The 12,764-nt window shown below is 68.9% G+C and carries 14 protein-coding genes; 3 read left to right on the top strand and 11 right to left on the bottom strand.

What is annotated here, in order from left to right; genetic code table 11:
• Together ettA and QTI45_RS33730 are read left to right on the top strand one after the other, a co-directional pair.
• Positions 1-1,662: an energy-dependent translational throttle protein EttA gene (ettA, locus tag QTI45_RS33735; RefSeq protein WP_286372682.1), complete on the top strand. Its 1,662-nt coding sequence runs from the start codon at positions 1-3 to the stop codon at positions 1,660-1,662.
• 53 nt (positions 1,663-1,715) lie between these two features.
• Positions 1,716-3,020, top strand: a complete 1,305-nt coding sequence (locus QTI45_RS33730; protein WP_286657444.1) for a PQQ-dependent sugar dehydrogenase — start codon at positions 1,716-1,718, stop codon at positions 3,018-3,020.
• 6 nt (positions 3,021-3,026) lie between these two features.
• On the opposite strand, the gene QTI45_RS33725 is transcribed toward QTI45_RS33730, so the two are convergent.
• The gene (locus tag QTI45_RS33725) at positions 3,027-4,397 is read right to left on the bottom strand and encodes a TAXI family TRAP transporter solute-binding subunit (protein WP_286657443.1); all 1,371 of its coding nucleotides are present in this window, start codon (positions 4,395-4,397) and stop codon (positions 3,027-3,029) included.
• A 197-nt stretch (positions 4,398-4,594) separates the two neighbouring features.
• Here QTI45_RS33725 and QTI45_RS33720 point away from each other — a divergent pair, with 197 nt between their 5' ends.
• Complete coding sequence (locus tag QTI45_RS33720; RefSeq protein ID WP_286657442.1) at positions 4,595-4,840, top strand: hypothetical protein; 246 nt, start codon at positions 4,595-4,597, stop codon at positions 4,838-4,840.
• Here the strand turns inward: QTI45_RS33720 and QTI45_RS33715 are convergent.
• From QTI45_RS33715 to QTI45_RS33670, 10 genes are all read right to left on the bottom strand, one after another.
• A complete protein-coding gene (locus QTI45_RS33715) occupies positions 4,810-5,826 on the bottom strand; it encodes a P1 family peptidase (RefSeq protein WP_286657441.1) in 1,017 nt (338 codons plus the stop codon). The two genes, QTI45_RS33720 and QTI45_RS33715, sit on opposite strands and share 31 nt — an antisense overlap.
• 23 nt (positions 5,827-5,849) lie before the next feature.
• Positions 5,850-6,857, bottom strand: coding sequence for a glycerophosphodiester phosphodiesterase (locus tag QTI45_RS33710; protein WP_286657440.1), 1,008 nt, complete (start codon positions 6,855-6,857; stop codon positions 5,850-5,852).
• Positions 6,854-7,432, bottom strand: coding sequence for a YceB family lipoprotein (locus QTI45_RS33705; RefSeq protein ID WP_286657439.1), 579 nt, complete (start codon positions 7,430-7,432; stop codon positions 6,854-6,856). Before QTI45_RS33705 ends, QTI45_RS33710 begins: the two co-directional genes overlap by 4 nt.
• A gap of 45 nt (positions 7,433-7,477) precedes the next feature.
• Positions 7,478-8,272 carry an amino acid ABC transporter ATP-binding protein gene (locus QTI45_RS33700; protein WP_286657438.1) on the bottom strand — a complete coding sequence of 265 codons (795 nt, stop codon included), beginning with the start codon at positions 8,270-8,272 and terminating at the stop codon, positions 7,478-7,480.
• A complete protein-coding gene (locus QTI45_RS33695; protein WP_286657437.1) occupies positions 8,256-8,909 on the bottom strand; it encodes an amino acid ABC transporter permease in 654 nt (217 codons plus the stop codon). The genes QTI45_RS33700 and QTI45_RS33695 overlap by 17 nt, the downstream gene beginning before the upstream one ends.
• Positions 8,910-8,916: 7 nt before the next feature.
• Positions 8,917-9,579 carry an amino acid ABC transporter permease gene (locus QTI45_RS33690; protein WP_286372673.1) on the bottom strand — a complete coding sequence of 221 codons (663 nt, stop codon included), beginning with the start codon at positions 9,577-9,579 and terminating at the stop codon, positions 8,917-8,919.
• A gap of 15 nt (positions 9,580-9,594) precedes the next feature.
• Positions 9,595-10,386 carry a transporter substrate-binding domain-containing protein gene (locus QTI45_RS33685; protein ID WP_286657436.1) on the bottom strand — a complete coding sequence of 264 codons (792 nt, stop codon included), beginning with the start codon at positions 10,384-10,386 and terminating at the stop codon, positions 9,595-9,597.
• A complete protein-coding gene (locus QTI45_RS33680) occupies positions 10,383-11,180 on the bottom strand; it encodes a GntR family transcriptional regulator (RefSeq protein WP_286657435.1) in 798 nt (265 codons plus the stop codon). The genes QTI45_RS33685 and QTI45_RS33680 overlap by 4 nt, the downstream gene beginning before the upstream one ends.
• A gap of 189 nt (positions 11,181-11,369) precedes the next feature.
• Positions 11,370-11,702, bottom strand: a complete 333-nt coding sequence (locus QTI45_RS33675) for a hypothetical protein (protein WP_286657434.1) — start codon at positions 11,700-11,702, stop codon at positions 11,370-11,372.
• A 47-nt stretch (positions 11,703-11,749) separates the two neighbouring features.
• Positions 11,750-12,715: a Bug family tripartite tricarboxylate transporter substrate binding protein gene (locus tag QTI45_RS33670; protein WP_286372669.1), complete on the bottom strand. Its 966-nt coding sequence runs from the start codon at positions 12,713-12,715 to the stop codon at positions 11,750-11,752.
• Between the last annotated feature and the right edge of the window lie 49 nt (positions 12,716-12,764).

The raw sequence follows: 12,764 nt of genomic DNA, 5'->3' as shown, positions 1-12,764 counted from the left end.
ATGGCCCAGTACGTCTACACCATGAACAAGGTCAGCAAGACCGTGCCGCCCAAACGGCAGATCTTGAAGGACATTTCCCTGTCGTTTTTCCCCGGCGCCAAGATCGGCGTGCTCGGCCTGAACGGCTCGGGCAAGTCCTCGCTGCTGAAGATCATGGCCGGGATCGACAAGGAGATCGAGGGCGAGGCGCTGCCGATGCCCGGTCTCACGATCGGCTACCTCGAGCAGGAACCCAAGCTGAACGCTGCCCACACGGTGCGCGAGTCGGTCGAGGAAGCCATGGGCGCGGTCTACGCGGCCAAGGCACGGCTCGAAGAGGTCTACGTGGCCTATGGCGCCGAAGACGCCGACTTCGACGCCCTGGCGGCCGAGCAGGCCGAGCTCGAAGCCATCATCGCCACCGCCGGCACCGATTCCGAGCACCAGCTCGAGATCGCCGCCGACGCGCTGCGCCTGCCGCCGTGGGACGCCAACATCGGCGTGCTGTCGGGCGGCGAGAAGCGCCGCGTGGCGCTGTGCCGCCTGCTGCTGTCCAAGCCCGACATGCTGCTGCTCGACGAACCGACCAACCACCTGGACGCCGAATCGGTCGAGTGGCTCGAAGTCTTCCTGCAGCGCTTCCCCGGCACCGTGGTCGCCATCACCCACGATCGCTACTTCCTCGACAACGCGGCCGAGTGGATTCTCGAACTGGACCGCGGCCGCGGCATTCCATGGAAGGGCAACTACAGCACCTGGCTCGAGCAGAAGGGCGAACGCCTGGCGCAGGAGCAGAAGAGCGAAGAAGCCCATGCCAAGGCCCTGAAGAAGGAACTCGAATGGTCGCGCCAGAACCCGAAGGCGCGCCAGGCGAAGAGCAAGTCGCGCCTGGCCCGCTTCGAGGAGCTGAGCGATTTCGAATACCAGAAGCGCAACGAGACGCAGGAAATCTTCATTCCCGTCGCCGAGCGCCTGGGCAACCAGGTGATCGAGTTCAAGAACGTCACCAAGTCCTTCGGCGACCGCGTGCTGATCGACAACCTGAGCTTCGAGATCCCGGCCGGCGCGATCGTCGGCATCATCGGCCCGAACGGCGCCGGCAAGTCGACGCTGTTCAAGCTGATCGCCGGCAAGGAAACGCCGGACAGCGGCGAAGTGGTGATCGGCCAGACGGTGAAGATGGCCTTCGTCGACCAGAGCCGCGATGCGCTCGGCAACGAGAAGACGGTCTGGGAAGACATCTCGAACGGCCTCGACATCATCAACGTCGGCAAGTTCCAGATGGCCAGCCGGGCCTATGCCGGGCGCTTCAACTTCAACGGCGCCGACCAGCAGAAGAAGGTCGGCACGCTGTCGGGCGGTGAACGCGGGCGGCTGCACCTGGCCAAGACGCTGATCGCGGGCGGCAACGTGCTGATGCTCGACGAACCGTCGAACGACCTCGACGTGGAAACGCTGCGCGCGCTCGAAGACGCGCTGCTCGAGTTCGCCGGCTCGGTACTGGTGATCAGCCATGACCGCTGGTTCCTCGACCGCATCGCGACCCACATCCTGGCGGCCGAGGGCGACAGCCAGTGGACCTTCTTCAACGGCAACTACCAGGAGTACGAAGCCGACAAGAAGAAGCGACTGGGCGAAGAAGGTGCCAAGCCGCACCGGATGCGCTTCAAGGCGCTGAAGTAGCGCAACAACCACCCCCGGGGCGCGTCGCAGCGCCCCTTCCGAAGGAGCATGCGATGGCAGCGGCGACTCGGTATCTTCTGGCGCTGGGCCTGGCGGCCCTGGCCTCTTGCGGCGGCGGTGGCGGCGGCGCCGGCGTGTCGGTGTCCGCCTTCGGCGTCGGTGCCACGGGGTCGCCGACGCCGGCGAACCCGCCCTCGCAGCCCGACATCAGTGTCGCCGCGCAGAGCACGGGCACGGTGCCTCCGGCGCCGATGGCGACCAAGGTCACCGAACTGGCGACCGGCCTCGACGCCCCCTGGGGCCTGGCCTTCCTGCCCGATGGCCGGATGCTGATCACCCAGCGCGGCGGACTGCTGCGGCTGCGCAATGCCGACGGCTCGCCGGTCAACGGCGGCGCCGACCAGGTCGCCGGCCTGCCTGCGGTGGCGGCGGTGGGGCAGGGCGGCTTGCTCGACATCGCGGTCGATCCCGGCTTTGCGGGCAATCGCCGGATCTACATCTCGTTCGCCGAGCGGGACAGCACCAACACTAGCCTCAACGGAACCGCGGTCGCACGCGCCGAACTGGACGCGGCCAACCGCGTCCTCGTCAACCTGAGCGTCATCTACCGGCAGTCGCCCAAGGTCGACAGCACGGCGCACTACGGGTCCCGGCTGGCCTTCGATCGCAACGGCCATCTGTTCGTGACGCTCGGCGAGCGCCTGCTCGATACCCAGCGCGGCTTTGCGCAGGACCTGTCGCGCGGCAACGGCAAGGTGGTGCGCATCACCACCGACGGCGCGCCGGCGCCGGGCAATCCCTTCGCCGCGGTGGCGGGCGCGCAGCCGCACATCTGGAGCTACGGCCATCGCAATCCGCAGGGCGCGGCGCTGCACCCGGCGACCGGCGATCTCTGGACCAGCGAACACGGTCCGCAGGGCGGAGACGAGATCAACCTGACCCTGCCGGGGCGCAACTACGGCTGGCCCGTCATCAGCTACGGGCAGGAGTACGGCACGCTCGCGCAGGTGGGCGAAGGCAGCGCCAAGACGGGCCTCGAGCAGCCGCTGACCTACTGGGAAAAGATCGACGGCACGGCCTGGACGCCAGGCACGCAGAAGTCGTCGATCGCGCCGAGCGGCATGGCCTTCTACACCGGCGATGCGTTGCCCGCCTGGAAGGGCAATCTCTTCGTCGGCGCGCTGGCCGGCACCGCGCTGTGGCGGCTGGTGCTCGAAGGTAACACCGTGGTCGCCCGCGAGCGGCTGCTGGCCGAGCGCGGCGAGCGCATCCGCGATGTCAGGCAGGGGCCCGACGGCTGGCTTTATCTTCTGACCGACAGCAGCAACGGCAAGTTGTTGCGGATTCAGACCCAGTGACGGCCTTCAGGCCGAGGCAGTCGCAGCATCGGCAGTCGCGCCGTCGCGCGACCCGCTCGCCAACACCCGCTTGCGCACCGCGTGGATGTTGTTGCGCAACGCATAGAGCTCGTCGGCATAGGACAGCGGCACCGCGACCTTGTTGACCACCCGATCGAGCTCGGCCAGTTCCTTCAGCAGCGCATCGGTGTCGCCGGCCCCGGCGTCCAGCTTGTGCTCGACCTCGCGCAGCCGCGCATACCAGCGGAACACGCGGCGCCGCACGCGGAACTGGTAGAGCGGCGGCACCACGCGCGACAGCGGCAGCATCAGCACCAGCAGGCCGCCCAGCACCAGCCACATGCGCTCCACGAGGTTGCTGGCCCAGAACGGCAGGTAGCGCTGCCAGAACGGCGGCGTGCCGTTGATCGCGCGATCGCCCTCGGGGCTCACGGGCAGTTCGCTGGTGCGGGTGTTGGGGAAGTCGCGCGCCCGGTTGAACCAGCCCGCGCCGCCGTGCAGGGTCTGGGCGGTCTGCGCGAACAGCTGGCGCAGCGCGGGGTGGGTTTCTTCGCGCGACAGCAGCGAGGTGGTGGCGGCCAGCAGCGAGACATCGTGGGACGGCAGGTCGGCCGCGAGGTCGACCACGCCGCGCGGCAGGGTCACGGGCTGCAGGAAGGGAAAGCGCCGCGAATAGGCGTCGCTCTGGGCGAAGTCCATCAGCTGGATGTCGGGCGCGCGCAGCAGCTTCTGGACCAGCGGCGACTGCGGTGCCGAGGCCAGCACGATGACGTCGAGCAGGCCGGCCTGCAGCGCTTCCGTGGCGGGCGTCTGCTCGAGGTTCGACAGGTCCAGCGTGGCCGGGTCCATGTGGTTGGCGCGGAACATCCGGTCCATGATGTCGGGCACGCCGCTGCCGGCCTTGTCGACGTTGATGCGCAAGCCCTTCAGCTGGGGCAGCGAAGTCAGCGTGCCGGTCTTGCGATCGATCCGCTTCGCAGCGTCGGTGCGGTAGAAGAACCACAGCGGCTCGAAGAACAGGCTGCCGAGCGAGGTCAGTCCACCTTGCTCGTCCTTCACCGGATCGGTGCTGCCACCGCGCACGAAGGCGACGTCGGCGGCGTCGCTGCGCAGCAGTTCGAGGTTGTCCAGCGAGCCATCGGTGGCTTTCAGTTCGACCTCGATGCCATGCGTCTTGAGGGCTTCGGCGTAGCGCTTGCCGAAGCCGGCATAGGCGCTGCCGGCGGGGCCGGTGGCCATCACGACCCGCTTCGGCGGCTGCGGCTGCAGCCACCAGTAGGCGGCGACCAGCAAGGCGATGACGAGGAAGATGACGGGCCCGGCGGAGGCAATCAGGTCGCGGATCGACAACAGGAACAGGCGGATGGCTTGGGGCATGCGGCAGCGGTTTGGAACAGGGCTCGAGGACGCCGCGGACGCGGCAGCGGGATTGTCTGTGCTTTCCGCGCCCGGCTGGTTACAAAGCGCATGCCGGGCGCGCGCGCTGCCCGCGCATACCAAGGCCTGGCCGAGGCGTCAATTCGTCCGCCCGTCTTATTGAGCGCAGCGCGATGTGCGGGCCCAATGACGGGATCATGAAGAAGCTCAAGATCCGTCTGCTGTTCGCCGCCAGGATGCTCGTGGCGTCGCTCGCGGTCGCGCTGCTGCTGCTGATCGCCGGCCGCGACCTGTTCACCCTGATCTCGCCGGTCAAGCTGCTGCTGTATGCGGGGCTGGGCGCGCTGCTGCTGATCGGCGTCGTGTCGGCGCACGCCGCTGCCCTTTGCGCTATGTCTTCCGTCAGGGGCGTTCAGGACAGGTCCGCGGCGGCCGGAAAATAGCTGTCGCCGATGCGCACCGAGCGTGCCGCGCGCACCGCGCGCACGGTCGCCAGCGCCACCGCTTCGGCCGCCATGGTGCCGAGCACCGTCATGCCGGGCGCGTCGCCCTCCAGGGGCACGCGGCCGGTCGCCAGCGCGAACAGCGTGTCGCCGTCGCTCATCGTGTGGACCGGATTGATCGCCCGCGCCAGGCCGTCGTGCGCGACCGCGGCGAGCCGGTTGGCCTGCACCTTGGACAGCACCGCGTCGGTGGCGACCACGCCCAGCGTGGTGTTGGTGCCGGCCAGGAGCGGCTTCGGCAAGTCGCCGCGCAGCAGGGCGCGGCGGATGTCGAGCAGGGCGCTGCCATCCTCCGTGCGCGCCCCGGCGACGACTTGCGCGGTGTTCGGGTCGATGACGTCGCCGAGCGCGTTGCAGGCGATCAGCGCGCCGACCGTGACGCCGTTGACCGTGACCGATGCGGTGCCGATGCCGCCCTTCATGGCCCGATCGATGCCGAACAGCTTGCCCACCAGCGCGCCGCTGCCGGCGCCCACGTTGCCCTCGGCCGGCGCCGCGCGGGAAGCCGCCGCGCAGGCGGCATAGCCGGCATCGGCGTCGGGCCGGATGCGGGCGTCGCCGACCGGCAGGTCGAACAGCACGGCGGCCGGGACGATCGGCAGCGTGCCGAAGCGGACGTCGAGCCCGACGCCCCGCTCCTCGAGCCAGCGCATGGCGCCATCCGCGGCGGCCAGGCCCCAGGCGCTGCCGCCGGCCAGCATCACGGCATGGACCTGCTGAACCAGGTTGCCCGGGGCCAGCAGGTCGGTCTCGCGGGTGCCGGGTGCCGCGCCGCGCACGTCGACGCCCGCGACCGCGCCTTCGCGCGCGAGGATCACGGTGCAGCCGGTGGGCCGGCGCGGGTCGCTGTAGTGGCCGACTTCGATGCCGGCGACATCGGTGATGGCGCCGGCGCCCGGCGTTGTGGGGGAAGAGTGTTCAGGCATCGGCCGCGATTATCGGCCGCGCCTCAGCGCCCGCGCTTGGCCGGCAGCGCCACGCCACGCTCGCCCAGCAGGTCGCGCAGGATCGCCGGGTCGTCGGTGATGATGCCGTCGACGCCCCAGTCGAGCAGCCGCGCCATGTCGGCGCGCTGGTTCACGGTCCAGGGCAGCACCGCGAGGCCGAGCGCATGCGCCTCCTGCACCTGCGCCGGCGTCAGGTCGTTGTAGGCGGGCGACCAGATCAGCGGCGCCCCGGTCGCGCCCGCGGCGGCCTTCACGAGCCGCGGCGCGCTGCCGAAATCCTCGAGCCGCAAGCCGGCGGTCCAGCGGCTGTCCTTGAGGGTGCGGGCGCTCGTGAGGTAGGCGCGCGGCATCTGCGGCGCCGCCTGGCCGACCAGGGCCAGCGAGCGCCAGTCGAAGCTCTGCACCGTCACGCGCTGCGCCATGCCGGCCTTGTCGATCTCGGCCAGCAGCGCACGGACCATCTGCTCGGGGGAGGCCGTCTCTTCCGGCAGGGCGGGATCGAGCTTGGTCTCGATGTTGAAGCGAAGCTTCGAGGCGCCGAGCTGGTCGACGCGCGCGAACAGCGCGGCCAGCGTCGGGATGCGCTCACCGTCGCTCCACAGCTGCTTCGGGAAGGGCTTGCCGTAGCTGCTCGCGGGATCGATGCGGCCGACGTCGTAAGTCTGCAGTTGCGCCAGCGTGAGCGAGCGGATCGAAGGTCCCTTGGCCTTCAGGAAGTTGCCGCGGGCGTCGCGCGTGTGCTCGGGATTGAGCAGGGTGTCGTGCGAGATCACGACCACGTCGTCGGCGCTCAGGCCGATGTCGAGCTCCAGCGTGGTGACGCCGATCTCGATCGCGTTCGAGAAGGCGCTGAGCGTGTTCTCGGGCGCCAGCGCGCGGCCGCCGCGATGGGCCTGGAGGTCGATAGCGCGCTGCTGCTTGGGCGCCGGCGCCGCGCAGCCGGCCAGCAACAGCGCCGACGCGATCCACAGCAAGGGTCCGGGCCGCAGGCGCTTCGGGAGATGTTTCATTTCAGCGCTACGGTGATGCCGTCGTCCTGCACCGTGATGTCGCCGATCTCGTAGGTCTTGCGGCCGACGGTGAGTTCCTCGGGCTTGAAGGTGCGCAGCGGCTGGTCGCGCAGCAGTTCCTGCGCGACCACGGCGCCGATCTGCTGCAGGCGCTCGGCATCGCGGCCGCTCAGGCCCTGCAGCTCGATCCGGTCGGCCTGCGGGCGGTCGAGCCGCAGGGCACGCGCCGCGGCGTCGTACTTGAGCGCGCTGCTGACCGAGACCAGGCCTTCCACCGAGGACGGCTTCAGCAGCGGGCTGGCGATGGTCAGCACCGCCGTGATCGCCGCCCGGTTGTTGCGGGCGTCCAGCGACAGCTGCGGGTCGCGCAATGACACCGTGAAGATCTCGGCGTAGCGCTGCTGCACCGGGAAGCGCTTCGCGACCTGCGCCTGCAGCTCGTCGCGGCTGGCGGTGTATTCGCTGGTGAAGAAGTTGAAGCCGGCCAGGGCGGCCAGCGGCGCTGAAAGGGCGACGCCGCCCAGCAGGGCGCCCAGCAGCCGGCGGCGGGAGGATTGAGACGTGCGAAGTGGCATAGCGCTCGGAGCTTGCCACAGGCCGGGGGTTCCCGGCCGCCCGCTTCAATCGTGCAAGGATGAAAGAAACTGTTGCAGCTCGGGCGTCTTGGGACTGCCGAACAACTCCGCCGGCGGCCCCATCTCGTGCACCCGGCCCTGGTGCATGAAGATCACGCGGTCGCTGACCTTGCGCGCGAAGCTCATCTCGTGCGTGACCATCAGCAGGGTCATGCCCTCGACCGCCAGCGATTCCACCACGCGCAGGACTTCGCCCACCAGCTCGGGGTCGAGCGCCGAGGTGATCTCGTCGCACAGCAGCACCGCCGGCTCCATCGCCAGCGCGCGGGCGATCGCCACGCGCTGCTGCTGGCCGCCCGAGAGCTGGTCGGGCATGGCATCGAACTTCTCGGCCAAGCCGACGCGGGTGAGCAGTTTGCGCGCCTGCGAGGCGGCTTCGACGCTGCTGCGCTTCTTGACCAGGGTCGGCGCCAGCATCACGTTGCGTCCGACCGTCAGGTGCGGGAACAGGTTGAAGCTCTGGAAGATCATGCCGACGTGCTGGCGCAGCTCGCGCATCGCCATCGCGCTCTCGTGCAGCAGCGGCTTGCCGTCGACCGTGAGCGAGCCTTCCTGGAACACCTCGAGGCCGTTGATGCAGCGCAGGAGGGTGCTCTTGCCGGAGCCGCTCTTGCCGATGATCGCGATCACCTCGCCGCGCCGGACTTCGAGGTCGATGCCCTTGAGCACCTCGTTGCTGCCATAGGACTTGCGCAGCGCCGTGATGCGCACGATGGGCGCGGCGGACAATCTGGCCGCCGGTGCGGCTTCGGATGCAGGGGCTTCAGCGACGAGCGACATTGATCTTCCTCTCGAGATTCTTGGCGTACAGGCTCACGGGAAAGCACAGCACGAAATAAAGCAGGGCGACGCAGCTGAACACCACGAAGGGCTTGAAGGTGGCGTTCGAGATCATGCTGCCGGCCTTGGTGAGCTCGATGAACCCGATCACCGAGGCCAGGGCCGTGCCCTTGATGACCTGCACCAGGAAGCCGACCGTCGGCGCCACCGCGATGCGCGTGGCCTGCGGCAGGATCACGTGGCGCATCTGCTCGCCGAAGCTGAGGGCCAGGCTGCCCGAGGCCTCCCACTGGCCCTTCGGAATGGAAGCCACGCAGCCGCGCCAGATCTCGGTCAGGAAGGCGCTAGTGTAGAGCGTGAGCGCCACCGAGGCCGCGGTCCAGGCCGAGACGTCGATGCCGAACAGCGCGATGCCGAAGTAGGCCAGGAACAGCTGCATCAGCAGCGGCGTGCCCTGGAAGACCTGCACGTAGAGCCCGATCAGCCGATCGGCGACCGGACCGCCCGACAGCCGCGCGAACAGCAGCAGCCCGCCCACCACGCCGCCGCCCACGAAGGCGATCAGCGACAGCGCCACGGTCCAGCGCAGCGCCAGCAGCAGGTTGCGCAGGATGTCCCAGAGGGAGAAATCGGTCATGGGCGTGTCACCTGCCGAAGAAGTACTTGGGGCCGGCCCAGTTGAGCAGGCGGCGGGCAGCGACCGACAACGCGAGGTAGATCACGGTGGCGATGATGAAGGCCTCGAAGGCGCGGAAGTTGCGGCTCTGGATCAGGTTGGCCGCGTAGCTCAGTTCCTCGGTGGAGATCTGGCTGCACACGGCCGAACCCAGCATCACGATGATGATCTGGCTCACCATCGCGGGCCAGACCTTCTTCATCGCCGGCGGCAGCACCACGCGCAGGAACACCTGCACCTTGTTGAGCGCCAGGCTCACGGCGGCCTCGATCTGGCCGCGCGGCGTGGCCTCGATGCCGGCGCGGATGATCTCCGTTGCATAGGCGCCGAGGTTCAGCACCATCGCGATCACCGACGCCACTTCCGGCGACAGCTTGAAGCCGGCCGCCGGCAGGCCGAAGAAGATGAAGAACAGCTGCACGATGAAAGGCGTGTTGCGGATCAGCTCGACGTAGCTGCCGACCACCCAGCGCAGCCAGGTCGGGCCGCTGGCGCGGGCCCAGGCGCAGGCCACGCCGACCACCATGCCGATCACGGTCGCGATCGCCGTGAGCCCGAGCGTCCAGACCACGCCCCGCACCAGAAGGGGCCACTGGCCGAGGACCGCGCCGAAGTCGAATTCGATGCCCATGGGAGGCCGTCGCGTTCAGACCGGAAGGTCGCCGGCCGGACGGCCCAGCCACTTCTTCGCCATCGTGTCGAGCGTGCCGTCCTTCTTGGCGTTGGCGATGATCTCGTTGACCTTGGCCTTCAGCGGGTCCTCGCCCTTGGCGATGCCGATGAAGCAGGGGCTGTCCTTGAGCAGCAGCTTGTACTCGGCGCCGAGCTGCGGGTTCTTCTGCATCATGTCGCCGGCGACCGCGGCGCTGGTGGCCAGGGTCTGGGTCTGGCCGGCCACGAAGGCGGCGATGGTGGCGTTGTTGTCCTCGAAGCGCTTGTACTCGAGGCTGGCCGGTGCGACCTTGGCGAGTTCCTGGTCTTCCATCGCGCCGCGCGTCACGGCGACCGTCTTGCCGCCCATGTCGGCGAAGCTCTTGATGTTGGCGCTCTTGGCTGCGTACACCGCCTGGAAGAAGGGCGCATAGGCGGCCGAGAAATCGATCACCTTCTCGCGTTCGGCGTTCTTGCCGAGCGTGGAGATCACGAGGTCGGCCTTGCGGGTCTGCAGGTAGGGGATGCGGTTGGCGCTGGTCACCGGCACCAGCTCGACCTTGACGCCCAGCTTGCTGGCGATCAGCTGCGCCATCTCGACGTCGAGGCCTTGCGGCGTCATGGTCTTGTCGACCGAGCCGTAGGGCGGATAGTCGGTGGGCACCGCGATCTTGATCAGCTTGGCCTTCATCACGTTGTCGAGTGCGCTCTGGGCATGCGAGATGCCGGTGGCGAACATCGCGGCCGCGGCGAGGGCGAGCGCGAAGCTGCGCTTGGTTTGCTTCATAACAGGGCTCCTAGGTAGGTCGATGAATCGTCGGGTGAAGGTTCGGGCGCGGCCGCCTTCCGGCTCTTTCCGGGGAGGCCGGCTCGCAAGAGCCGTGCCTCTTCTCTGGGGTCGGCGGCCGTGCCCTGTATCGGTGCCAGCGCGTCCCGCAACTGGGCCAGCGGGTCGGCCGGGGTCTGCACCCGCAGTGCCGATTGCACGGTGCCGATGTGCTCGCTCATCAGCGATTCGGCGGCCGCGGTGTCGCCGCGCTCGAGCGCCGCCACGATGCGCACGTGGTCCTCGCAGGACTGCGCCGCATCGTGCGAGGACTGGTAGAGCATCGCGATCAGCGTGGTGCGCGCGGTGAAGTCGCGCAGCGTGTCGGCCAGCAGCGAGTTGCCCAGGCATTCGGCCAGGCAGACGTGGAAGTCGCCGAGCAGGTAGCTGCGGTTGCCGATGTCGCTTTCCTTGAGCGCCGCCTTCTCGCGCTTGAGGTGCGCCTTGAGGGCCCGCAGCGCGTCGCGGCCGATGGCGCCGGCGCTGCGGATCAGGCCCGACTCGATGACGCGGCGGGCCTCGAAGGCCTCGCGCGCCTCGTCCTGCGAGGGCTCGATCACGAACCAGCCGCGGCGCGCGCTCACCGTGACGATGCCGCGCGCGGCGAGCCGGGTCAGCGCCTCGCGCACGATGGTGCGGCTGCAGTCGAACAGCATCGCGAGCTGCTGTTCGCCCAGGCGGGCGCCGGGCGCGAGCTTCTGCGCCATCACCGCTTCGACGATGCGTGCACTGATTTCGGGAGCGGTGATGGACATGGCGCTGCATACCAGCAGCTTTCATGCCTGCTTGTATGCAAGCCTGGGCCCCGGGCGAAAAAAAGGCCCGCACGAAGCGGGCCGAACCTTGATTGCACTTGCAGCAATGAACTAACACCCCGATTTTCGCGCCGTCTGGCGCTTTCGGGTGTGAAAAATTCGTCGGATCACGACTGTTACCTGCCGGTGCTAGAGCCCCATGAACTCAGAGATCTTCCGGACCACCGACTTCGGCTCCGCCGCCGTCGCAGTCGGCGTGGTGTCCGGCGGCGGGGCGCGGCGCGCCGCCACGGATTCCAGCGCCAATGCGACCCGGACCGACGGCTCGTCGTCGCGCTGCCTCCACGCCCGGGCGACCCGGAGCAGTTCGGCCGGGCTCAGCGGGCGCGGCGGAAGAGGGCGCTCGAGGGAGGCGGCCTCGTTCGGCGAAGCGGGCTCGGGCGGCAAGCGGAAGCGGCGCTGGCCGAACAGGCCATCGGGCGTGGGCCGGCGGGAAAAATAGAGATGTTCCATGTAACCCATTTTGACTACATGTCCACGCATTCAGAAGCCCCCGAAAGGTGTAGGGCTCAGTCCATCTTGGCGCCTGAGGCCTTCACCGCCTGGTCCCAGCGCGGCGTCTCCGAGGCCAGGAACCTGGCGAAGTCCTCGCTCCCCAGGAAGGCCGGATCGGCGCCCTGGCTCACCATGCGCTCGCGCACCTCGGGGCTGGTCAGCACCTGCCTGAACGCATCGCTGAGCCTGGCGACCACGTCCTTGGGGGTGCCCGCGGGGGCCAAAAAGCCGTAGAAGCCGACCACCTCGAAGCCCTTGATGCCGGCCTCGATCACGGTCGGCACATCGGGCAATGCCGGGTTGCGGGCCGCGCTGGTCACGGCCAGCGCGCGCACCTTGCCCTGCTTGTGGTAATTGGCGGCCTGCGGGATCGATTCGGCCATGAACTGCACCTGCCCGCCCATCAGGTCGGTGAAGGCCGGCGCGCTGCCGCGGTAGGGGATGTGAACCATGTAGAGGCCGGTCGCGCTCTTGAACATCTCGGGCACCAGGTGGCTGATGCCGCCGTTGCCGGCCGAACCGTAGTTGATCTGGCCGGGCCGGGCGCGCGCGTAGTCGATGAACTGCCGCAGGCTGGTGACCGGCAGCTTGGGCGTCACCAGCAGGGCGAGCGGCTGCATCGCGGTGCGGGCGATCGGCGTGAAGTCGCGCAGCGTGTTGTACGGCAGCTTGGCGTACAGCGCGCCGTTGATCACCGCCACGCCGGTGTTGGCGAGCATCAGGGTGTAGCCGTCCGGGGCGCTCTTGGCCACCGCCTCGGCGCCGACCGAGCCGCCGGCGCCCGGCTTGTAGTCGACGATCACGGGCTGGCCCAGCACCGCCTGCAGCCGGTCGGTGAGCAGGCGGGCGTGCTGGTCGAGCGGGCCACCGGCCGGGAAGCCGATGACGACCTTGACCGGCTTGTCGGGAAAGGCCGCCATGGCGGCGGCCGAGACCGTCAGCCACAGCAGCGCAGCGATGCCTTTGCGGGCGAAGTTCATGGGATGTCTCCTCTTGGTGAGGAGATCATAAGCAGCGCCCGGCGGCCGC

This window comes from Variovorax saccharolyticus (assembly GCF_030316765.1).
Taxonomy (GTDB): Bacteria; Pseudomonadota; Gammaproteobacteria; order Burkholderiales; family Burkholderiaceae_C; genus Variovorax; species Variovorax saccharolyticus.
The sequence above is the reverse complement of the archived record's forward strand: the minus strand, read 5'-3'. Positions and strand labels throughout refer to the sequence as shown.